This is a genomic window from Reichenbachiella sp., assembly GCF_039941815.1.
Taxonomy (GTDB): domain Bacteria; phylum Bacteroidota; class Bacteroidia; order Cytophagales; family Cyclobacteriaceae; genus Reichenbachiella.
This window is the reverse complement of the sequence record NZ_JBDVDW010000023.1, coordinates 45,619-66,119: the sequence shown is the minus strand read 5'-3', so window position 1 is coordinate 66,119 and position 20,501 is coordinate 45,619. Positions and strand designations below refer to the sequence as shown.

Here is a 20,501-nt window from a genome sequence, read left to right as displayed (position 1 = left end):
TTAACTTCTAAATAATTCTAACATTTCCTTCAAGATCTTTCGATCATCAAAATCTATTCTTTCACCTTTTATTTCCTGATAATTTTCGTGGCCTTTTCCAGCTACTACTATGATATCATGGTCATTAGCCAGCGAACAGGCCGTTTTAATCGCTTCTTTTCTATCCTGGACAATAAGTGTCTTTTTTACAAAAGATTTACCCACTCCTTTCATCATATCATCGATGATGGCCTTGGATTCTTCATCTCTTGGATTGTCATCGGTGAAGATGACTTTATCGCTCCATTTCACTGCTATGGATGCCATTACGGGTCTTTTGTCTTTGTCCCTATTGCCTCCACAACCGACGACGGTGATCACCTGCTCATTGCCAGATCTGAAGCTGTCGATAGTCTGTAGTACATTTTCCAGCGCATCAGGTGTGTGTGCATAGTCGACCAGGGCGATGATATCTGAGCCAGCATCGATCACTTCAAATCTACCTGGTGCAGGCTCCAGGCCTGATAGCATCATGAGCACTTCTTCGGTATCTTCATGTAGCAACTCTGCGACGCCATAGGCTGCCAGCAGGTTGTAGGCATTGAATTTGCCGATTAGGCGAAACCAAACGCTCTGACCATTGATATCCAACTCCAATCCTTGATAGCTATTGGTAATGACCTTGGCTTTGTAATCGGTCATAAACTTCAAACCGAAAGAATACTGTTTTGCCTTTGTGTTTTGCAACATGATCTGGCCCCGTTTGTCATCCAGATTGACCAGTGCAAATGCAGAGGCAGAAAGTCCATCGAATAGCTTCTTTTTGGTATTGATATAATTCTCGAAGGTCTCATGGTAATCGAGGTGATCGTGACTGATATTCATGAAGGCGGCGCCCACAAATGACAGCCCGGCGATTCTATTTTGCTCGATGGCGTGCGAGCTGACTTCCATGAAGGCAAATTGACATTTCTCTTTTACCATTTTGGCTAGCAGCTCATTGAGGCTAAGCGCGTCTGGTGTGGTATGAGTGGATGGTACGATGCTGTCATTAATGACATTTTCTACGGTAGACAACATGCCTACCATGTAGCCAAGCGATCTAAACAGCTTGTACAAAAGGGTGACCGTGGTGGTCTTCCCGTTGGTGCCGGTGATCCCTACCAGTTTGAGTTTTTCTGACGGATTGCCGTGAAAGTTGGAGGCTATAATCCCGAGTGCGTGGCTGGAGCTCTTGGTAGCTACAAAGGTGATTCCTGCTGTGGGTTCGCTGGGCATGTCTTCACAGACTACTGCGATCGCTCCTTTTTTGATGGCTTGCTCTATGTATTGGTGTCCATCTACTTGTGTGCCTTTGACTGCTACAAAAAGATTTCCTTTTCTGATCTTTCGGGAATCGAACTGTACGCCACTGATTTCCAGGCTCATATCTCCCGCAACAGAGGTAAGATTTACTTTGTACAATATGTCCTTTAGCAACATTTTCATCCCAGCGTTAGATTTATTTCATTGGCGTTATTGGTATTGGAGCCAGGTAGCACGGACTGTTGTGTCACCCTTCCAGAGCCGCTATAGCTCACTTTCATTTTTTTGTTTTCCAGCATATATAGGGCATCCCGAAGGGTCATGCCTCTTACATCCGGGACTACAGATTCTTTGGTGTCGAGCTTGGACCAATCGATTGAGTTGTTGTTGATTCGGGCTTTGACCCATTCCGAATCCTCTTTGAGATGGTTGGAAATCCCGATGGTATTACAAATCAGTGACAGGTCTTCGAATTCGCCCGAGCGAATCACAGGAAATATTCCAGTCACGATGTCCTGACCTTCGAAGGGGTCGTTGAGCTCTACATCAAGCGCATATATTTTGTCGGCAATCTCTTTAAATACCGGAGCGGAAACGTCGCTACCGTAGATTCTAAATTTTTTAGGATTGTCAATCACTACTATGCAGCTGTACTTGGGATTGTCTGCCGGGAAGTAGCCTGCAAACGAGGTATAATACTTATTGATATAGCGGCCATTCTTGTTATGCTTGGCAGTACCGGTTTTACCAGCGATTTTGTAGTAGGAATCGTTGATGTTTTGAGCGGTTCCTCTTTCTACCACGCCTTCGAGCATCTCTTGCACTTTGTTGAGGGTGATTTGCGAACAGATTTTCTTATTGATTACACGAGTTTCAAATGTTTTGATGATTTTGTCGGCGGACATCACACTTTTCACCAAGATCGGCTGGATCATTCTGCCATTGTTGGCCACTGCGTTGTAGAGTGACAGTGTATGTAGCGGAGTCATGGTGAGCTCGTAGCCATGAGACATCCAGGGCAGAGAAATCCCACTCCAGGTAGAGTCAGCCGGGCTTTTGATGTAGGGTTTGCCCTCTCCTATCAGCTGGAAACCGAGCGGCTTGGTCAGTCCCATTTTGGACATGTAGTCAATAAAGGTCTGCGGCTTGCTTTTGAACTCGTCTTCGATCAGCTTGGCTGTACCGATGTTAGAAGATTTCTCAAATACCTGCTGCACGGAGAGCATGCCATATCCTCCCGGCTTGTGATCCTTCATTACCTGATCGTAAAATTGCATGGTGCCATCGCCCGTATCTACCGAGTCGTACAAGCTGGTATTTGCTTCTTCGAAGAGCGCAATCATACTTGCGAGTTTGAAGGTTGAGCCTGGCTCACGTGACCCCTGGCTGCCTACGGCATAGTTATAGTTTTCGTAGTAGCCACCTTGATTTCTTTTGCTCAGATTAGAAATAGCTCTGATTTCTCCTGTGGCTACTTCCATCACGACGACACATCCATAGTCTGCATCGTTGTGCGTGAGTGCTTTGAGCAATGCCGATTCTGCTACATCCTGCAGGTCTACATTGATGGTGGTGACGATATCCAGTCCGTTTTTGGGTTTCACTTCAGTGCCATCATAGACAGGTTTCCAACTGCCACCAGAGATTTTTTGATAGAGGGCTTTGCCGTTGCGGCCCATGAGATCTTTGTTGAAGCTATACTCTAGACCGACTACGCCTCGATTGTCTTCGTTGATGGTGCCGATGGTACGGTAGCCTAAATAAGAAAAAGGTCGAAACCTTTTGTCCACCTTTTCAAATATTACACCGCCTTTCATTCTGCCTTCTTTGAAGATGGGCCATTGGAGCATTTGCTTCTTCGTCTGGTAGTTGATCTCCTTGCGATTGAGGGCGAGGTATCTTCGCCCAGACTGTCTTGCGTCTATGATTCGGCGTTTGTAGTTCTGCGCTGAGTAGTCTTTGAACTGCCTGGCTAGTCTTTCGGAGAGTTCGTTGATGCCATTGTTGAATACGCGATCATCCGGTAGTGAGGGATCGATGGCCACCTTATAAAAGGGCAGCGAGGTCGCAAGCAAACTTCCATTGTCTGAGTAGATGTTGCCGCGGGTCGCTTTTACATTTCTATACTGCAAACCGATGCTTTCAGCTTTCTTTTTCCACTTGCCTCCATCCAGATTTTGGATTTCCACTATTTTGTAAACAATGGCAACGGAAAAAAGCAGCGCTACCAGGTAGGCTACTCGTACTCTGAGCAATATGTTGGACTTAAAGCTCGACATCACTCTTGATTATGTTTGGGGGCTTGATGCTTTCTTTCAGTCCGAGCGTCATGGCTTTTTTGGCCACTTCTGACTGCTTGCTGGTATACATATAATCAGCCTTGAGCGTGGTATAATCTGCTCGTAGGTCTTCTACTGCTACTCTAAGCTTGGTAGCTTTTCTAATGTTTTTTTCTGCGTAGTGAAGGTTGCCGATGTAGACGATACAAAGTACGGTACTAAAAAGGAAGGGCATCAGAAATTGCACAGGCAGTCCTTTGTCGAAGAATTTTTCGACATTAATGAGGTTTTCAAGAAGAGAAAAAAAGCTCCTCCGACTGTTGCCGGCGCCTTGGGATCGTTTGTAGGTGTTAGTAGCCATGGTCAGATTTTTTCTGCTATTCTCAATTTTGCACTGCGTGCCCTGTTGTTTTCATTCAGTTCATTGTCACTTGCGGTTATTGGTTTTCTGGTGATAGACCTAAAAGGTTTGTCAACATTGCCATATAAGTCCTTTTCTACTTCACCAAAGAATTTTCCTTTGTTAATAAAATTTTTTACTGGTCTGTCTTCCAGCGAGTGGTAAGACATGATGACCAGTCGACCGTTTGGATTCAATACCTCTGCACTTTGCTCCAGCATTTCCTCCAGGGCTTTCATTTCTTCGTTTACTTCTATTCGTATCCCCTGAAAGACTTGAGCGTAGTATCTGTTTTGCTTGCCACGCGGGGCAAATTTTCTCAAAACGGTTAGCAGTTGCTCAATCGTCCGGAAGGGTGACAGATGACGTTCTGCACACAGCGCGGCGGCCAATGTTTTGGCGTTTCGCACTTCTCCATACTGACCAAGGATGCGATGCAGCTCGCGCTCTTCGTACTCGTTGAGCACATCGGCTGCGGAAATCTGCTGCTGCTGATTCATTCTCATATCAAGAGGCCCATCGAATCGGGTAGAAAATCCTCGTTCGGCGGTATTGATCTGATGAGAAGAAACCCCCAGGTCTCCCAGAATCCCGTCTACTTTCTTTACGCCATGGAGGCGCAAATATTTTTTCAGGTTCCTGAAATTGGTTTGAATAAATGTAAAAGAACGATTGTCTATAGCTTCGGCGTTTAATCTGGCTTCGTCGTCCTGATCAAATGCGTACAGCTTCCCTTTTTCCCCTAAATGTTTTAGAATCTCTTTGGTATGGCCTCCACCACCAAAGGTTATATCTACATAGATGCCGTCATTTTTGATCGCCAACCCTTCAATACATTCTCTCAGCATGACGGGGTTGTGATATTCACTCATTCATCTAAAAATTTTTTGGCCAAATCCGAGTACTCGTCATTATCCTCTATGAGGTAATCGTCGTACAAGCCTGGGCTCCATATTTCGATCGTATTGCCGGCTCCTACTACTATGACGTTTTTTTCCAGTTTGGCGTGGTCTATCCAGCCTTTGGGTATCAAAAATCGTCCTGCACTGTCCAATTCGACGGGTGCGACACTACGAAAAAAGTTTCTTTTCAATTTTCTTTGGGCGGCATCAAAATCGCTTAATGAGGCGAATTTGTTGTGTATTTTCTTATACTCCAACATGGTGTACAAGACCAGGTTGGGATCAAATCCCTTCATGACAACGAGCTCATTGCCAGACACTTCGGGTAGATTGGCTTTAATCTTTGCAGGTAAAACCAATCTCCCCTTAGCATCTAACTTACACTCATATTCGCTTGTAAAAAAAGCCATAGAGTTATAGAAAAATATAAACCACCGATACAAACTTAATGAAGTTTTGGAATTATGCACCACTTTCCTCCACTTTTTACCACAAAATGGAAAAAAATGTAAAAAGTTGGGTTTTGATGCTAAAAAACGGCACAAAAAAACCACCCTGAGGGTGGTGAGTTTTGTTTGTAGCTGTTGTACCAGTTTTCTGGTTTTGTTTACTTTTTGGGTCAAGAAGGAATCTGGTAGGCAAACGGGGTGTTTATTCTATTGAGTAGGTTTGCTATAATTAGCGTAAGTTGTTATTTTCTATATCGTACGTTTTTAGAGATTTTCAGTAGCTGATACCATTGGCCTGATCTTATTCAAGACATCCTGCTTTTCAGCTCGTGTTTTTCTAATTTCATACTTGCTTTGTAAGTTCATCCATAATTCGGCAGATGTACCAAAGAACTTCGATAACCTTGTGGCCATATCAGCGGTGATAGCAGTATTTCCTTTGATTATTTGACTTATCCTAGTCTGCTGCACACCAATTTCTTTAGACAGCTTATATGCTGTTATATTCATTGGTTCAAGAAAATCCTTTTCAAGAATTTCTCCTGGGTGAATATTCATTAATTTCTCCATTATTCCGTTTTTAGTGATAATCTGTAATTTTCACATCGTAAGCATTTCCGTCTTTCCAAATGAAAATGATACGCCACTTCATATTAATACTAATCGAATGATAGCCTTTTAAATCATCTTTCAATGGGTGAAGCCTATTTGAAGGAGGGATTCTTAAATCTTCTAAATTTAGAGCTGAATCCAAATAGTCTAGTCGCCTCATTGCAACCCTCCTAATTTTCACATCCCACAATTTCGAATACTGACGTATCACAATACTTTATTTATTAAGACTTCCTTCTTTCAACTCTAGTTCTATTTCAATACCGAGATAATCTTGTCCTAGTTCGAAGATTTCTGAAATGACTATTGAGATTATTCTATGATGATTAATAAGGTTGATAACCTGTTTGTTAAGTGATTTCGGAATATATCCTATTCTTTTTTTTCCACTCAACACAGCTACCGCATTTTCATCATGTTCATTATGTGGTTCCTTTTTTAAAGAAATATTATCTCCTTCATTTAATCTATTGATGATTGACTGTCTACTTGATCCATCTTCATTATCATATGTAACTCCAGCAACCTCTATCTGTGTAAATTCACTATCATTGTTGGTGCTCCCTCTATTCATCAAAAGGAAAAGGCCTCCCCCTACTAGAACGAGTACAATAATGTAGATCATTATTAAAGCTAATAATTAATAGATTAAACGGACGTTTAATCCCACGGTAAATCGCCGTATTCTGGAACTCAAAGGATCGTTTTTCCGAAGCTCACAATCTTATCTCATTCTACTTCATCAAGGATAATGCGCTAATCGCTACCTTTGTCTTATGAATCCTTCCAGAGTTATACAACGTCGAGCACAGAAATTCATGAGGCATAATGCCATTAAAGGATATCTTAGAGGACTTAAGAAAGATGCTCTAGATGATTTAGATACCGAACTATATGAAATTTCTTCTAGTCATGATCAGTATTGCTACCTGAACCTGATCAAAAGTGACATTGAGAAAGGGGTTAGAAAACACCTCGAGGAATGTGAAGGCTGCCAAATTGAAGAAATCAATGAGGATTTTCTATTTAGCCTCCAAAATCGGATTAATCAAATAACCCGTTATGAGGATGAATTAACCCAAAATGAGTTGTTGGCCTACAACAGCTACCTAGACGGACTAACCACACGAATCGAATCTTTAGAGCGTGAGATCAATGAATACCAACAAGAAGCAATCAATGAAATAGCCAGTCTACGAATTGACTTGGAGCGACTGACAAAAGGCCAAGCCGAGCGTCAGGTCCTTGGTACCTGGTTGAAAGTCGCAGCCTTTCTTACAAAAGCGGGGCTTAATCACGATGAAATAACTGCGATTGTCACCAAAGATTGGGATACCATTCCTCAAGTCGGAACTAATATCTATGAATTGGCCAAAACAATGCTCGGGTAAAACAGAGCTTTAAACGGACAAATTCTGGAACTTTTGAGACAATCCAAATTCTCCCTGCGATTAAGGAACTATTAGGAAAGAGCAACTTTGAACTATGGAACGTCTCACTGGAACGCGCGATCCAATTCAATCGAATAGGAGTATTACTAAAAGGTGAAAAACGTCCTACAACAAAAGATAAAAAAACATAGGGCTTTACTGCAATCCGAAAGTTCATTGGATTCTAGAAAGTCAGCCAAGTATAATTTAAATTTAGAAATCGGTCTTGGCTCGTAGGTCATGGAAAGCAAAGTGCTATTCACTCCCTACGTTTTTTATCAAGGCGTTATGCATAATTAAACCAAGCGCACATACTTTAAATAATGGACAACATTAATGATGAGAAAAAACGCTTATTCTTAAAGCGAATTGACGATGACATAAAAAAATATGGTTATCACGTGACTTATGTGATGGAAGAAAAAGACTTCACTCCTTTTGGATATTCAACTGGTTTGTACAAAAATTTTGAAATTCCAGAAGTTTTTATTTCGGGATTACCAAATGGTTTGACTAATACGCTAATCACGAATTACACTGAAATTTTTAAGGATAAATCAATTCCATACAATGAAAAACTGGATAATCTAATTGACCGATTTTTAGTTTATTTAATCCCTGTTGAATCCTCATTGCTAGAGGAGAAAGTATTAGCTTCCTTAAGACTTTATGATGGAAATGACTTTGATTCTGTTCAAATAATTTATCCTGACTTAAATGGATTATTCCCAGGTGAGGTAGGGTATGATTATGATATGGAAATATTTGGAAAAATAAAAGAAAAAAATGCATAACACTGTATATGATATCATAGCCGCCTATCGGCAGGCTACGCTTCATATACTAACCGTTATCTCTCATATGCACAACCTCACTGCCATACTGCTTCTAGCTCCAACTCTTGCTTTTTCCCAAGGCAACTTTGACAACTATTCCATTACTGATGATAGTGATACAACATTCTACTTTCAGTTCATGGAAGATGTCATGACGACTTTCGAACTAACAAGCATTATGGACAAACAAGATGATTTTGTGTTCAGAAGTTGGGGACCTTCCAGCTTGTTAGAGATAACTCGAACTGAGGATAACATTGAAGGAACTGTTTCCTATTTTGTCATGGAATCTGGAAAGAAAAAGAGAGTTTTCGTTAGATCATACCAACTCCCACCGCTAACCTCTGCAAAGCTTTATGACTATGTGATTACAAGTGAGGCATATCAACTGCCAAGTAGTAATTTCATTGACAATTGGGCAAACGGATTTGATGGCATAACCTTCATTTACGAAACGAAGGACAAGAACGCAATTTCCTTCAAATACTATTGGACACCATCGGCACAAGAGGGAATTTTGGAAGCAGAGATAATCACACAATTCAATGAAGAGCTTGAGGAGTTGGGTGATTTCGATCAATATGCGAAAGCTTTTGATGAAGAGAATCCATTTTCATCTTATATGTACTACGGAACTTCTTACTCAATTATTAAGCTTGAAGAAAGAGGCAAAGCAAAAAAGAAAAAAACGAGAGATAACAAAAGATAAAAAAACATAGGGCTTTACTGCAATCCGAAAGTTCATTGGATTCTAGAAAGTCAGCCAAGTATAATTTAAATTTAGAAATCGGTCTTGACTCGTAGGTTAAGGAAAGCATTGTGTTATTTAATCCCTACGTTTTTTATCAAGGCGTTAGCGACCATCCGCACTTCAAAAATTTATGAGAACACTTTTAACAATATTTCTTTTAGCAACTTGTCAACAGACGTTTTCGCAAACGAACGACGAACAACTCTATCAAGCCGTAGTTAAGAACGACATTGAACAAGCCCGTACTCTTATCGAGGCTGGTGCAGACCCTAACTTCATAAAAGCATCTGGACCTTGGATGAAGATGAGCCTTTTGATAACAGCCATTAACAACAAAAACATAGAAATGACTCAACTACTTCTTGAAAACGATGTGGATGTGAACTGGAGGGATGGGTTTAAAACTTCGGCAATTATCTATGCTGCGAACACTGGCAAAACCGAACTTCTTGAACTCCTGCTTGCCAACGGAGCGAACATTAACGACAATGACGGACAAGGGAATTCTGTGCTAACTTCTGCCAAAGAAAGCGGAAACAAGGAAATGATTAGACTCGTCAAACAGAAACACAAGGAAGAATAACAGGTCGCTAACAGACTGTATAAGGCATGTGCTTACGTGCTTTCTACAAACTGCATCAGACCTCGACAAAAAAGCACGTTGTATCATCATTATTTAAACCTCCTTAAAACGGTCGTAATACTAGACTTCAAATAGTCGTTTTTCTCGTAATCTGCAGTGAAGACGACGTGAGGAATTGGAGCAAAACGAAGCCCAGCTTCCATAGTGACCCGCCTTCTCTTGTAAAAACTATCTCAGTCAACCTTACTTGAAATAGAAAATTTAGCCGATTGATCCGTGTAAAATCTGACCCGCTGTCTGGTGTAATAATAGTCTCCTTCGGCGATTCTAACCTACAAAATGAGCCACTATAGAATCATAGTTCATGGCGATATAGAGGAGAATGGCCAGGTTGGCGTACACAAGGATCGGAACCAGCCACAGCAGAAGAACGAGCACAGACCCTTCATTCAAATAAATAAGAAACGAGCTAAACACCAGACCAATATAAAGATCTGTCCCGATCTGCCTTGCCCAGAGATAGGGGTAGATTCGCTTCAAGCTTTTGAAGAAGCTTTCTTTTGAGCTGCAATAAAGTGAATAACCGAGGAAGGCAAAATACATGAGCCAGGTGAAGGGCTTACCTAATGGATAGGCTCCATTGCTGATAAATAGATGTTCGTCTCCCCGATACACGACAGCCAACACTACAAATCCAAAGTAAAATACCCAGAGGAAGTTTTTCTTCAATGTTTTCATAATTTTCGTTTTGTAGACATGAGTTCAACACCTTCTACTGCCAATATCCCATTTGCGAATCGGGCCATATTTAATACCAATTTACTTAATTCTAAGTTTTCAAGGAGATATCTTAAACCGCAATTCCTGACAGATAGTATCGCTTTCTAAATCCAATCCAGATTCATATTGGTATGTAGCACTTCATTGATATGCTGAAATACTATAAATCAAGTGTTTTTATATATCATTAAGGAGACAATTATTCCTAGCTCATGACTTCTAAAAACAAACGTGTCATCCTTATAACCGGTGCTTCATCGGGGATTGGGAAAGCCTGCTATGACTACCTCCTATCCAAGGGACATACGGTATATGGCACTAGCCGGCAGGTATCAGAATCCGACCCGAAAATGCTGAAAATGGATGTAGTTGAGCCGTCGACCATCAATGTCGCCGTGCAGCACATCATAGATCGAGAGGGCCGTTTGGAGGTAGTGATCAACAATGCCGGAATATCAGTCTTAGGAGCAGCGGAGGAGACTACGGCAGAAGATGCGAGAAGGCAGTTGGAGACCAATTTTTGGGGAGCCGTCCATGTTATCAATGCAGCATTGCCATGTATGCGTAATCAAAAGATGGGATATATCATTAATATGAGTTCCCTGGCAGGATTGTTCGCCCTTCCGTTTCAGGCCTTTTACGCTGCGAGCAAACATGCCCTCGAGGGCTACACTGAGTCACTGCGGATGGAGGTGAGGCCCTTCGGGATTCATGTCAGTCTGATCGAACCCGGTGACTTCAAGACCGAAATCACAAACCATCGAGAGTATTCCGGACCGGCAGCTCTGGGCATGGGGGACTATAACTCTCGATACAAAAAGGTGAAATCTGTGGTCATGCAGGGTGAGCGTAAAGGGGCTGACGTAACAAGGATTGCAAAATTGGCCCATCGAATTATTAATCAGGCTAACCCCGGACTGCGATACCCAATAGGCAAGTCGATGGATCTATTGGCTGCTAAAATCAAAAACATAATGCCACAGCCTCTTTTCGAATGGCTAATCAGAGATCATTATAAGATCAACTGAGTATTTTCGTGCTATTGGGAATTTTCTTTAAGGGTTATTAACTGGTAAACCGGGCTTCTGAGCTCATTGATCCTAATCTTACGCTATCGGGTGAATAGATCATAGCGAACCTGGTAAAACTGCCTTTATACTACAAATTTGTCTGGCACTTCTCCATAGCGGGCTTCGAAGGCCTGGATGAATTCATCAACATTGATATAGCCTAGCTGGGCGGATAGCTCCCTTATCGTATCATAATTGTGCGTCTCGATCTGACGTCGGGCGTGTTGCATCTTGAATTCCTGAAAGTAAGATTCGGGGGTGTGTCCAGTGGCCTGTTTGATTAGTGTGATGAGCGTCTGGTGATCTTCGTTGAGTTGATCTGCCAAAGTTTTTATATCTATGGTAGGGTTTGTCAAATCTTTATTCAATTCTAAAGAAATCCGATCGAGCAGAATTTGGTCCTTTCCCGGATCTGTGGTAGACCGCCGATGAGCTTTGCGAGTTTCGACGCTGCTGAGTACTCTTTGACAATGACGGAGTAGTACGTTGCTTTTAAATGGTTTACTCAGGTAGTCGCTTACCCCTATACTCAAAGCCTTGACTCGTTGTTGATCTTGAGACATGGCAGTAAGTAGGATGACAGGGATGATAGACAACTGCGCATCAGATTTGATCCTTTTAAGCAATTCTAGCCCATCCATCTCAGGCATCATCACATCAGAGACTACAAGATCGATCTCGTCTGATTTAGTTTTAAGTAGTTCCAGGGCTCGTTTGCCATTGGGAACGGTCAAGACCGCATAGGCTTCGGACAAAATCTCTTCGATGTATTCGAGCATATCAGGATCGTCCTCTACGATCAGTACGGTCGTCGTTTTTACTTTTTGTTTGTGGCTTTTTGTTCTATTTTTTGAAGCAGAGCGATCTTTGAGCAAAACCTTTGTTTTTTTGGTCCTCTTGGCTGGGGGGGCTTCGCCTGAAAGTTCTTCATAGATCGGTACACCCGCTGCCATGGTCTTGGGCAGCGTCAGAATAAATTGAGTTTCTTGACCCAGGTCACTTTTTACCCGGATGTCTCCTTCAAGGACTAGGGCCATTTCATGAGCCAGTGACAGGCCGATGCCTACACCACCTAAGTTGAGTTTGCTCACTTTTTTGCTTTGGTAATAACGTTTGAAAATGTGGGGCTGGTCTTTCTTATCGATACCAATACCTGTATCCTGGACCGTGAGTCTAAGCTGGCCGTTCTCTTCCTGACTGATCAGGGTGACAGTGTCCCCTTCTCTACTGTATTTCAAAGCATTGCTAAGCAGCACTTCAAGTATCTTTTCGAATTTCTGTTTGTCTATGTATAGGTAAAAATCCGGTTCTATTTGCTGGTCTAGTACATAATGGATCTTCTTGGTTTCAGCGAGAGCCTCGAAGCTACTGTAGATTCTGTCAATGGCCCTTTGGTATGGTAAGGCGACAGGGTTAACTTCCATTTTTTCCAATTCCATTTTAGAGACTTGCAGAATCTCTTCGGAAATATTGACGAGCTTCTCACTGTTTTTTCGGATCCGACGAAAGGATCGTTGTTGGAGGTCGGTCAGGCTAATGCTGTCTTCCAATTCGCTCAATGGACCGCGGATCAGTGTCAGGGGAGTTCTGAGCTCGTGAGCTATATTGAGGAAAATATCGTTTTTAGCTTGCTCCAATTGACGTTCTTGGGCTATGAGTTTGCTCTTCACTTTAGCCCGATTAGAAAGCAAATAGTAGATCAAAACAGCAACGACGATCAGTAGGCCTACTACGCTAATCAAACCATAAACCCAGAGTTGCTGAATCTGTTGATCGCGCTCCAAAATGGTGATTTGTTGTTTTTGTTCCTTGGTTTGATATTGCTGCTGAAGTTCAGCTATTACGCCCTCGCCTTCGCTGGTAAATAGAGAATCATGTGCATTCTTATAGGCTCTATGTGCATATAAGGCACTGTCAAAATGACCCTGAGATTCATAAATCAGCGTTCGTTCTTGTTGGATAAGACGAATCAGGGACAGGGCTCCCACGGAATCAGCCATGACAAGCGCACTGTCAGCATAATCTTGCGCTTCTTGATAATTAGATTGTAGTCTATTGAGGTTACCTATGTTTAGCCATGTTTCTACTAGTCCTTCTAAATCTCCAATTTCTTTGCGAATAGATAGTGACTTAAAGTAATATGCTTTTGCCTTCTCATACTCGTTTAAATTAGTAAAAGCATTGGCAATGTTTGCCAATGAGAGAGCAATCCCCCGTTTATGACCTATCTCTAATCGCAATTCGTAAGCCTGATTATAATATAGCAGGGCTTCTTTATAATTTTTGTTTCGTTCATAGGAGACCCCTATATCGCTTAATGAATAAGCACGTGCAGATTTGTCACCAAATTTTTCTCTAATGGAAAGAGCTCTATAAAAAAAAACAACTGCTTCCTCATGGTTGCCGCTCATTCTGAGAATTACACCTATATTGTTTAGAACCAATGCTTTGGCAAGCATCATTCTTCTGTCTTCTTTATTGCCTAGATCTTCGTAAATCTCCAACGCAAGCATATACAGCGATAGTGCTTTGTCATTATCACCCAATTTCCTATGAATGACTCCAATATTCAGATAAATAGCGGCAAGTGCGGTTTTATCAGCCAACTGCTCTCGTATAGCACGAGTTCGATTATAATATAAAAGTGCAGTTTTATATTTTCCGGAATTTTTATAATTGTTTCCTATACGCAGATTCATCATTCCGACCTCACGCAGGTTATTTAAATTTTCAAATTCAACTAAGGCTTTTTGGCAAAAATCTAATGCAGTGGAATAATCATCTAGCCTTGAATATGTCAATCCTAAATCTTTCATGAGTTTTGCCATTCCGAATCTATCACAGACACCCTCCGAGATTATCAATGATTGATTTAAGTATTCGAGCGCTTGTTCATAATCATGTTGGCGTAGATAATACATTCCAATTCTTCTTAGAGAAGTTGATACACACAATGGGCTATTGCTAATTTCGCATTCAGATAGTATTTTGGAATGGATAGCCAATTCTTTGTTATTGCCATTAAGTATAGTCTGCAACCATCCTATGTTGCTCAATGAAAGGCCAACTTGTGCTTTTTCTTCAGTTATCCGATACAAGTCAAGTGCTTTTTTAGTCGCAAGCATAGCCGCTTGGTACTGGCGCTTATAGATGTAATATTCACCTTCTAGCCAATTTCCATGTGCCGTTGCCAAGGTTGATTTTTTGTGCCCAGCAAATTCATACAACAAACTGGCCTGCAAATACAATGAGTCATAATGGCCCATAAACCCATAAGCACGTCCGGTGTAAAACATTATTTGAGCGGCTGACTCAGGGTGGGCTTTTTCTGAAATTTTGCTCTGCACATTTTTCCCATAAAAAACAGCTTCTTGAGGGTCGTAGACATACAATGCTTCAATCAAATCTTCCAAAGCCTTTAATTGATCTTTTTCTACTGATCTCTCATATCGCGTTTTCAAGCTATCGATTCTTACCTCACAAAAAGATTCACTTTCGGAAAGATTTTGATCTGTCACTGCCTGACCGTATAGTGGCGCTAGCCAACTAAGGATTGAACAAAACATTAGACTAATCATCTGAGTCATTCTCATTATATGGCGTGTATTAAAGTAATAAACTGGCATCGAACTATTCTCAATGACTAGCTTATGAAAAATAAATTACATTGGCATTTAAATAGATTAATGACCCAATGAATATGTTAGACAAGATGTTTTAACTAGGAAAGGCTCTTTAATGGAAAATAGATTTTTCATTAAAGTTTATAGTGTTTGAGGTCTCCCACTCAAACGATGGTAAGTAAATATACACAGCAGAAAGGACAACAAGTAAGTCGTCAGATATTTTTTTAGGACTAAAACCATTTATAGATCAGCTAGTTTAGAATCAACAGAACATAGTGGATTTGCTAAAATCGGCTTATTAGAAATCAAATGTAATTCTGTCTAAATCAAGATTTACACAGTGATTTAACTATAAAATAATCGCCTAATTATAGGCACTCATCGAAAAATTGACATGAAAAAAAATCGAATTTGTATTTTGCGGCGAAATGGAGATCGAGAAAAAATACCGGGCAGTCTATATCGACGATGACAAAATCTTACTAAAAGTAATGACTGCCTATGCTCAGCACACTAAATATGTCGATTTAATAGAGTGCTATCTAAGTCCAATCGAAGGGATAATTGCGATAGATGATCTAAAACCAGATATCCTGTTCCTGGATGTCCAAATGAAAGAAATTGACGCTTTCGCTACCATAGAAGCATTGGATCACAAGCCTATCATCATCATCGTGTCCTCACATTGGGAAACCGAAAGTGACCTGATCGACGCCGGCGCTTCTTGTTTTTTGACCAAACCACTCAAAGGGCCTGATCAAATTGATGAGGCTGTGGAAAAAGCCCTGGCATTCAACTCAAATGCTCAGAGAAAGGCTAAAAAACCTGAGATCAAGCTTGACTCTAATCAAGAGGTATTGCCTGACTTGTTTAGATCGAGTGCTTCAGAAGTGCAATTTGAACCCAGTGAATCCTGGGCAGATTTTATTGTCAAGTTTGAAAAAAAACATCCCAGCTTCTTTGAAAAACTAAATCAAGATTTTAAAAGTTTAACCCCTAGCCAGCTTAGGATTTGTGCCTACGCAAAAATCGGATTTCCATTAAAAAATATTGCGGCCAACATAGATCTGATATTAGAATCTGTAGAATCCAGTATTTCTGAAATAAAGGAAAAACTGCACATGGAACCAGAAGATGATTTAAGGGATTTTTTAAGCATCTATAATTAATCATCGGGAGTTTCGAAGAATTTATCCTGTGCGTAAAATCTTTTCCATCGACTTTCCCCTTGCCAATTCATCTATCAGCTTATCCAGATAGCGAATTTCCTGCATGAGAGGTTCTTGAATATCCTCTACCCGTATACCACAAATCACTCCTTTGATCAAAGTCCGAGATGGATTGAGCTTTGGCGCTTCATCAAAAAAAGTCTCAAAGTCAGTTCGTTTTTCTAAATGCCTGTCAAACTCCGCTTGGCTAAATCCAGTCAGCCAGCGAATAATTTCATCCACTTCTGCCTGCGTACGTCCTTTTTTCTCTGCCTTGGTTATATAATGAGGGTAGACACTTGCAAATGATGTAGTATAGATTCTATGTTTGGTCATAATCGAATTAACTTAGGTAGGGATTAGCTATAAATGTATAAAATAATGATTGATCAAGCCAATCCTTGCTAGTCTAATCTAACTATTCTCGCTCCAAACATGAATCTCAAAAAACTAGTGATGAGACTTTGGGAAAAGGACACTTCTAGAAAGCTGTCTTGGATAAATCAGTACTTATCAAGACGGGATAGAATACTTGATATTGGTTGTGGTCCCTGTTTTTTAGTTTCTGCTCTGCTTAATAAAGGGTTTGAGGTGACACCTATAGATGTGCAAAATCTATCTGCCTATCAACAAATCAAACCGATTATCTACAACGGAAGAGATTTGCCTTTTGAAAAGGACTCCTATGATGTGGCACTGTTGCTGACGGTCCTACATCATATCAGAGACGTCAGAGCCACCATAAGGGAGGCCAAAAGAGTGTCAAAAAAGATTATCATCATAGAAGACGTTTATCACAGCAGGTTCAATAAATATCTTATCTACTTTTTTGACTCGTTGGTCAATCTGGAATTTATGGACCACCCGCACAACAACTTAAACGACCATGGATGGAAGAGGCTCTTCAAGGAAGAAAATCTCACTTTGGAAGATACAAAATATCATAAGATTGCGTTTTTCTGCACGCAGGCTACCTATTATCTGACCGTGGATTGATTTCTTGATTTCCAGTTAATTTCATTAAGAATCTGATCTGGGACATCGTTTTTCAATCTGCGTTAGGTTTTCCAAACCATCTAATCACGACTTTCAAAGTCCCTGACTAAAGATCGTGCCTTGTCTAACATTTTTTGAGTTGATGATGATATCTGATTCATCTCTACTGACGTAAATGTCGATATCATCATTTTAGCGCTAGATACTGCTGATGATACATGAATGCAATCAATACTTGCAGGATCGTCACAATCATGTTTTAAATAATGAGGGCACTTGGCGGTCATATGAGGACAATCATGTAAAGCAGCCATATTTTTATTGATTTATGTTCTTACCAATTGTAATAAGTAATAATCCAATGCCCATAATAAGAGGAACCCATTTTGAAATATCTGGTGCTCCCTTTTTTATTCTCTGAATAAGCCGACTTCTGGAATCGCCAACGATTTTCTTTTCTAGCATTTTTTCCAAGCTATCAATATTCACCTTTACCCAGTTGCTTGAGTTCATAAAATTCCAAAAAGCAAGTAGAAAGGCAATAAGCCCAGTGACAATTTCAATTTTGGCCTTACTTCCCGTATCATTTAGAGGCCAGGAATAAAAACCAAAGGCAAACAAAAGAACCAAAAGTGCTACTAAAACTCCGTAGCTAGTCAACTTGAATTTTCTGCTAGATTGTTCCGCTGAGTTTTGTAGATCAGATAACTGCTGATCGATGTCTAATGAACCGCTTAGATGATTCTTAAGGTCAGATATGGAAGTCCAGATTTTCATAGTTGTCCTTGTCAAGGTACAAATTCTGTGTCGTGTAAGCAAACCATCATCTGATGATCTGCTCTTTTCAAAATTTGAATGATGGGATAGAAGTACCTTTTACATAAAGTTAATCCACGTTAAGCACTTGCTTCCAGAGATCGGTTTCTGCGTAGAGTTTTAGATGCTGATTGCGCTCGATTAGAAATTTGGTCATATAGGATTTCAGAAATATCCAATCTGCAGCCCGACCGATAATACCCAATGGAGACTCATATTCGAATCGGTCGATTATTTGAGTTCCGTTACCTGATTCTTCAAAAATATGTTCGTGCCTGAAACTCTTGAAAACACCGCTTGTCATCACGTCTACAAATCTCCTTGGTTGATCATATTCCGTAATAGACGTAGTCAGCGTCTGCCAGACTCCAAGATGCCTTGCTCTCCAAGTGACAGTCTGACCCATCCCTATTAGTCCGGAGGTCACACCAGCAATGGCCCTTTCTCCGGTCTGAGCTGTTGATAAGGTATGCAAATCTATGCTCCGTGACAAATCGAAGCAGCGATGTACCGGTGCATTGATATGGTTGATAAGTTCAACAGTGGGCATCGCATCGATGTTTATTATCTTCTATCAAATATTGTCTTTCTCTTTCTATCCTGCATCCGCTCGTCATGTCTGCCCAAAACTAACAAGTAATAAAGCCAACCTAAAAGTATAAAATATAAGAATGGAGCAACGCAGTCTATCACTACCATGTACCATCTTCTTCTTTTAATATTTCCAAACTCTCGCATTCGACGCTAACCTCCTGATCAAGAACGCAAGATAATGTTTACATCAGAAAAATTTGTGTAAGCAATTGCTTACATATATATTACATAAGTATTTACTTATATAATTATATATGTCACCACCGGCACGAAGAGATGTATTCCAAGCCATAGCCGACCCTACCCGTAGGGATATTTTAAACTTGCTTGTCAAAAAAGAACTCAATCTCAAAACTATTGCAAGCCATTTTAAACTGAGCAGGCCAGCCATTTCGCAGCAGATTAAAATTCTGACCGACTGTGGATTGTTGAGGATCGATCAGCAAGGGCGAGAAAGATTCTGCTACCTACAGACAAAAAAAATGAAGGAGGTCTCTGACTGGCTTGAACCTTTTAAGCAGGCATGGGAGATGCGATACAATCAGCTTGATAGTCTTTTGGACGAATTACAATCAAAACCTAAATAGTATATCATATGAATGAGACCATTTTTACCGAATACCCTGAAGGCAACAAACTTCTTATTACGCGAAAATTTGACGGTCCTTTACCATTAGTTTGGCGAGCATGGACTGAGGCAGAGCTTCTCGATCGATGGTGGGCACCTGAACCATGGAAATCCATTACAAAATCAATGATTTTTAAAGAAGGAGGAAGTAGGCTGTACTGTATGCAGGGACCAAATGGCGAAGCACATTGGGGAATCACAGAATATTCTAAAATTTTGCCGCAAAATTCTTTTGAGGCAAAAGACGCCTTCTGTGACGAAAACGGCCAAATCAATGCTGAAATTCCCAGCTCACAATGGAGAGTAGAATTCAGTAAAGTCGACGACGGCACCTTGGTGAGCGCAATGAATACCTTCGCCTCCAAAGAGGCTATGGAGCAGCTCGTAGCCATGGGTGTAAAAGAGGGTACTGTAGCCGTACATAAAAACCTCGATCAATTGATAAATGACATTATTCAATGATATTTGGGCAAGAATCTGATCAGTTGCAAATCAATGCCTTCAAAGAGAACAGCCATGTTGTTTGAAACTTCGTACTACTCAAAAGCTACCAAAGAGGAAATCAACAATCTCGTAGGAAAACCATTTGGTTTGCTAAAACGAATTAAGTTGCGCGGTATAGGGTCACAACGCATGCTCATAATTGACGCAAGTGCGGAGCTCGAATCTCTAATTAATCAGCAAAACACCCCACCCTATACCAACATAGAACTGCGGCCCGGTGGTGTGATGTTGTGGTTCAGAGTGAAACTTGACAGTTATGTGCTGGCACTTCCGTATGACCAGCTTAGTGTGTTCAATACTTCTGAAGGACTTTCTTTTCATGCCGGTTCATGGCGAATCAAAATGAAAGTGGCTCACCAATTGCGACCAGACAGGGCCTTTGTATTCAAATTATTGAAAATGAAGTCTGACTATCTCGGTGCTTCAGAGGGTCCAAACAGGTCGTATTGACCAGAATTATGGATGAATTGAATTTAGAATTATCTTTTTTGTTCTCATCTGAATAAAAAAAAATGTATTTTGAAGCATGAAAAATTCTGATAAAATCTTTCTTATAGCAGCCTTTATTTCTTTTCTGCTATCCGTTTCGCTATGGTTTAACGGGCAACAGCAAGCAGGACTATTTGTTGGTATTTGGGTACCAACTATCATCAGTTGCGCTGCCTATCTGAAGCTGATCAGCAAGGACCTAAAAGAAGACTCATGACCATCACCCAGGAATTTATTTTTATTGTAGGAGTGGTAGTTTTTAGC

23 protein-coding genes are annotated in these 20,501 nt (G+C 40.8%); 11 read left to right on the top strand and 12 right to left on the bottom strand.

All coding sequences use genetic code 11. The annotated features are described in order from the left end of the window. The 7 genes from ABJF11_RS03635 to ABJF11_RS03605 all read right to left on the bottom strand — a co-directional run bounded on the left by ABJF11_RS03635 (nt 1) and on the right by ABJF11_RS03605 (nt 6,551). Nucleotides 1-1,467 (bottom strand): UDP-N-acetylmuramoyl-L-alanyl-D-glutamate--2,6-diaminopimelate ligase, encoded by a 1,467-nt coding sequence (locus ABJF11_RS03635; RefSeq protein ID WP_348118117.1) that lies wholly within the window; start codon nt 1,465-1,467, stop codon nt 1-3. Next, nucleotides 1,464-3,563: a penicillin-binding protein gene (locus ABJF11_RS03630; RefSeq protein ID WP_348118116.1), complete on the bottom strand. Its 2,100-nt coding sequence runs from the start codon at nt 3,561-3,563 to the stop codon at nt 1,464-1,466. Before ABJF11_RS03630 ends, ABJF11_RS03635 begins: the two co-directional genes overlap by 4 nt. Continuing rightward, nucleotides 3,550-3,924: an FtsL-like putative cell division protein gene (locus ABJF11_RS03625; RefSeq protein WP_348118115.1), complete on the bottom strand. Its 375-nt coding sequence runs from the start codon at nt 3,922-3,924 to the stop codon at nt 3,550-3,552. The genes ABJF11_RS03630 and ABJF11_RS03625 overlap by 14 nt, the downstream gene beginning before the upstream one ends. A 2-nt stretch (nt 3,925-3,926) precedes the next feature. Beyond that, on the bottom strand, nt 3,927-4,835 hold the full coding sequence (rsmH, locus tag ABJF11_RS03620; RefSeq protein ID WP_348118114.1) for a 16S rRNA (cytosine(1402)-N(4))-methyltransferase RsmH: 909 nt from the start codon (nt 4,833-4,835) through the stop codon (nt 3,927-3,929). Continuing rightward, a complete protein-coding gene (gene mraZ, locus ABJF11_RS03615) occupies nt 4,832-5,275 on the bottom strand; it encodes a division/cell wall cluster transcriptional repressor MraZ (protein WP_348118113.1) in 444 nt (147 codons plus the stop codon). Before mraZ ends, rsmH begins: the two co-directional genes overlap by 4 nt. Nucleotides 5,276-5,578: 303 nt before the next feature. Further along, nucleotides 5,579-5,884, bottom strand: a complete 306-nt coding sequence (locus ABJF11_RS03610) for a HigA family addiction module antitoxin (RefSeq protein WP_348118112.1) — start codon at nt 5,882-5,884, stop codon at nt 5,579-5,581. A 259-nt stretch (nt 5,885-6,143) separates the two neighbouring features. After that, nucleotides 6,144-6,551, bottom strand: a complete 408-nt coding sequence (locus ABJF11_RS03605; RefSeq protein WP_348118111.1) for an HIRAN domain-containing protein — start codon at nt 6,549-6,551, stop codon at nt 6,144-6,146. Nucleotides 6,552-6,744: 193 nt separating this feature from the next. On the opposite strand from ABJF11_RS03605, the gene ABJF11_RS03600 reads away from it, so the two are divergent. The 4 genes from ABJF11_RS03600 (at nt 6,745) to ABJF11_RS03585 (ending at nt 9,526) form a co-directional block, all read left to right on the top strand. Next, entirely contained in the window at nt 6,745-7,317 is a 573-nt protein-coding gene (locus tag ABJF11_RS03600) for a hypothetical protein (protein WP_348118109.1), read from the top strand. A gap of 362 nt (nt 7,318-7,679) precedes the next feature. Beyond that, the gene (locus ABJF11_RS03595; protein WP_348118108.1) at nt 7,680-8,150 is read left to right on the top strand and encodes a DUF4262 domain-containing protein; all 471 of its coding nucleotides are present in this window, start codon (nt 7,680-7,682) and stop codon (nt 8,148-8,150) included. After that, entirely contained in the window at nt 8,143-8,901 is a 759-nt protein-coding gene (locus tag ABJF11_RS03590) for a hypothetical protein (RefSeq protein WP_348118107.1), read from the top strand. Before ABJF11_RS03595 ends, ABJF11_RS03590 begins: the two co-directional genes overlap by 8 nt. A gap of 172 nt (nt 8,902-9,073) precedes the next feature. Continuing rightward, nucleotides 9,074-9,526 (top strand): ankyrin repeat domain-containing protein, encoded by a 453-nt coding sequence (locus tag ABJF11_RS03585; RefSeq protein WP_348118106.1) that lies wholly within the window; start codon nt 9,074-9,076, stop codon nt 9,524-9,526. A gap of 327 nt (nt 9,527-9,853) precedes the next feature. Here ABJF11_RS03585 and ABJF11_RS03580 read toward each other — a convergent pair whose 3' ends face one another. Continuing rightward, entirely contained in the window at nt 9,854-10,264 is a 411-nt protein-coding gene (locus tag ABJF11_RS03580) for a hypothetical protein (RefSeq protein WP_348118104.1), read from the bottom strand. 254 nt (nt 10,265-10,518) lie between these two features. On the opposite strand from ABJF11_RS03580, the gene ABJF11_RS03575 reads away from it, so the two are divergent. Continuing rightward, nucleotides 10,519-11,334, top strand: coding sequence for an SDR family oxidoreductase (locus ABJF11_RS03575; RefSeq protein WP_348118103.1), 816 nt, complete (start codon nt 10,519-10,521; stop codon nt 11,332-11,334). Nucleotides 11,335-11,459: 125 nt separating this feature from the next. On the opposite strand, the gene ABJF11_RS03570 is transcribed toward ABJF11_RS03575, so the two are convergent. After that, on the bottom strand, nt 11,460-14,942 hold the full coding sequence (locus ABJF11_RS03570) for a tetratricopeptide repeat protein (RefSeq protein ID WP_348118101.1): 3,483 nt from the start codon (nt 14,940-14,942) through the stop codon (nt 11,460-11,462). Nucleotides 14,943-15,430: 488 nt separating this feature from the next. Between ABJF11_RS03570 and ABJF11_RS03565 the strand changes: the two genes are divergently transcribed. Beyond that, nucleotides 15,431-16,171, top strand: a complete 741-nt coding sequence (locus tag ABJF11_RS03565; protein WP_348118099.1) for a response regulator — start codon at nt 15,431-15,433, stop codon at nt 16,169-16,171. 21 nt (nt 16,172-16,192) lie between these two features. Here ABJF11_RS03565 and ABJF11_RS03560 read toward each other — a convergent pair whose 3' ends face one another. Then, on the bottom strand, nt 16,193-16,546 hold the full coding sequence (locus ABJF11_RS03560; RefSeq protein WP_348118097.1) for a DUF2200 domain-containing protein: 354 nt from the start codon (nt 16,544-16,546) through the stop codon (nt 16,193-16,195). A gap of 99 nt (nt 16,547-16,645) precedes the next feature. On the opposite strand from ABJF11_RS03560, the gene ABJF11_RS03555 reads away from it, so the two are divergent. Continuing rightward, complete coding sequence (locus tag ABJF11_RS03555; protein ID WP_348118096.1) at nt 16,646-17,206, top strand: class I SAM-dependent methyltransferase; 561 nt, start codon at nt 16,646-16,648, stop codon at nt 17,204-17,206. Nucleotides 17,207-17,524: 318 nt separating this feature from the next. On the opposite strand, the gene ABJF11_RS03550 is transcribed toward ABJF11_RS03555, so the two are convergent. Further along, nucleotides 17,525-17,983 (bottom strand): hypothetical protein, encoded by a 459-nt coding sequence (locus ABJF11_RS03550; RefSeq protein WP_348118095.1) that lies wholly within the window; start codon nt 17,981-17,983, stop codon nt 17,525-17,527. Nucleotides 17,984-18,092: 109 nt separating this feature from the next. Further along, complete coding sequence (locus ABJF11_RS03545; protein ID WP_348118094.1) at nt 18,093-18,572, bottom strand: SRPBCC family protein; 480 nt, start codon at nt 18,570-18,572, stop codon at nt 18,093-18,095. A 298-nt stretch (nt 18,573-18,870) separates the two neighbouring features. Between ABJF11_RS03545 and ABJF11_RS03540 the strand changes: the two genes are divergently transcribed. From ABJF11_RS03540 to ABJF11_RS03525, 4 genes are all read left to right on the top strand, one after another. Further along, entirely contained in the window at nt 18,871-19,203 is a 333-nt protein-coding gene (locus ABJF11_RS03540; protein WP_348118093.1) for a metalloregulator ArsR/SmtB family transcription factor, read from the top strand. An 8-nt stretch (nt 19,204-19,211) separates the two neighbouring features. Continuing rightward, a complete protein-coding gene (locus tag ABJF11_RS03535; protein WP_348118092.1) occupies nt 19,212-19,706 on the top strand; it encodes an SRPBCC domain-containing protein in 495 nt (164 codons plus the stop codon). Between the two features lie 33 nt (nt 19,707-19,739). Next, entirely contained in the window at nt 19,740-20,198 is a 459-nt protein-coding gene (locus ABJF11_RS03530) for a hypothetical protein (protein ID WP_348118091.1), read from the top strand. A 76-nt stretch (nt 20,199-20,274) separates the two neighbouring features. Then, nucleotides 20,275-20,454 carry a hypothetical protein gene (locus ABJF11_RS03525; RefSeq protein ID WP_348118090.1) on the top strand — a complete coding sequence of 60 codons (180 nt, stop codon included), beginning with the start codon at nt 20,275-20,277 and terminating at the stop codon, nt 20,452-20,454. Nucleotides 20,455-20,501 lie beyond the last annotated feature (47 nt).

Bases quoted from the DNA above. Each gene is read 5' to 3' on its own strand.
- ABJF11_RS03565 (WP_348118099.1), top strand. From the start codon at position 15,431: ATGGAGATCGAGAAAAAATACCGGGCAGTCTATATCGACGATGACAAA.
- ABJF11_RS03635 (WP_348118117.1), bottom strand. From the start codon at position 1,467: ATGAAAATGTTGCTAAAGGACATATTGTACAAAGTAAATCTTACCTCT.
- ABJF11_RS03535 (WP_348118092.1), top strand. From the start codon at position 19,212: ATGAATGAGACCATTTTTACCGAATACCCTGAAGGCAACAAACTTCTT.
- ABJF11_RS03545 (WP_348118094.1), bottom strand. From the start codon at position 18,572: ATGCCCACTGTTGAACTTATCAACCATATCAATGCACCGGTACATCGC.
- ABJF11_RS03560 (WP_348118097.1), bottom strand. From the start codon at position 16,546: ATGACCAAACATAGAATCTATACTACATCATTTGCAAGTGTCTACCCT.
- ABJF11_RS03625 (WP_348118115.1), bottom strand. From the start codon at position 3,924: ATGGCTACTAACACCTACAAACGATCCCAAGGCGCCGGCAACAGTCGG.
- ABJF11_RS03575 (WP_348118103.1), top strand. From the start codon at position 10,519: ATGACTTCTAAAAACAAACGTGTCATCCTTATAACCGGTGCTTCATCG.
- ABJF11_RS03605 (WP_348118111.1), bottom strand. From the start codon at position 6,551: ATGATCTACATTATTGTACTCGTTCTAGTAGGGGGAGGCCTTTTCCTT.
- ABJF11_RS03580 (WP_348118104.1), bottom strand. From the start codon at position 10,264: ATGAAAACATTGAAGAAAAACTTCCTCTGGGTATTTTACTTTGGATTT.
- mraZ (WP_348118113.1), bottom strand. From the start codon at position 5,275: ATGGCTTTTTTTACAAGCGAATATGAGTGTAAGTTAGATGCTAAGGGG.
- ABJF11_RS03610 (WP_348118112.1), bottom strand. From the start codon at position 5,884: ATGGAGAAATTAATGAATATTCACCCAGGAGAAATTCTTGAAAAGGAT.
- ABJF11_RS03600 (WP_348118109.1), top strand. From the start codon at position 6,745: ATGAGGCATAATGCCATTAAAGGATATCTTAGAGGACTTAAGAAAGAT.
- ABJF11_RS03570 (WP_348118101.1), bottom strand. From the start codon at position 14,942: ATGTTTTGTTCAATCCTTAGTTGGCTAGCGCCACTATACGGTCAGGCA.
- ABJF11_RS03555 (WP_348118096.1), top strand. From the start codon at position 16,646: ATGAATCTCAAAAAACTAGTGATGAGACTTTGGGAAAAGGACACTTCT.
- ABJF11_RS03525 (WP_348118090.1), top strand. From the start codon at position 20,275: ATGAAAAATTCTGATAAAATCTTTCTTATAGCAGCCTTTATTTCTTTT.
- ABJF11_RS03630 (WP_348118116.1), bottom strand. From the start codon at position 3,563: ATGTCGAGCTTTAAGTCCAACATATTGCTCAGAGTACGAGTAGCCTAC.
- ABJF11_RS03540 (WP_348118093.1), top strand. From the start codon at position 18,871: ATGTCACCACCGGCACGAAGAGATGTATTCCAAGCCATAGCCGACCCT.
- ABJF11_RS03550 (WP_348118095.1), bottom strand. From the start codon at position 17,983: ATGAAAATCTGGACTTCCATATCTGACCTTAAGAATCATCTAAGCGGT.
- rsmH (WP_348118114.1), bottom strand. From the start codon at position 4,835: ATGAGTGAATATCACAACCCCGTCATGCTGAGAGAATGTATTGAAGGG.
- ABJF11_RS03595 (WP_348118108.1), top strand. From the start codon at position 7,680: ATGGACAACATTAATGATGAGAAAAAACGCTTATTCTTAAAGCGAATT.
- ABJF11_RS03585 (WP_348118106.1), top strand. From the start codon at position 9,074: ATGAGAACACTTTTAACAATATTTCTTTTAGCAACTTGTCAACAGACG.
- ABJF11_RS03590 (WP_348118107.1), top strand. From the start codon at position 8,143: ATGCATAACACTGTATATGATATCATAGCCGCCTATCGGCAGGCTACG.
- ABJF11_RS03530 (WP_348118091.1), top strand. From the start codon at position 19,740: ATGCCTTCAAAGAGAACAGCCATGTTGTTTGAAACTTCGTACTACTCA.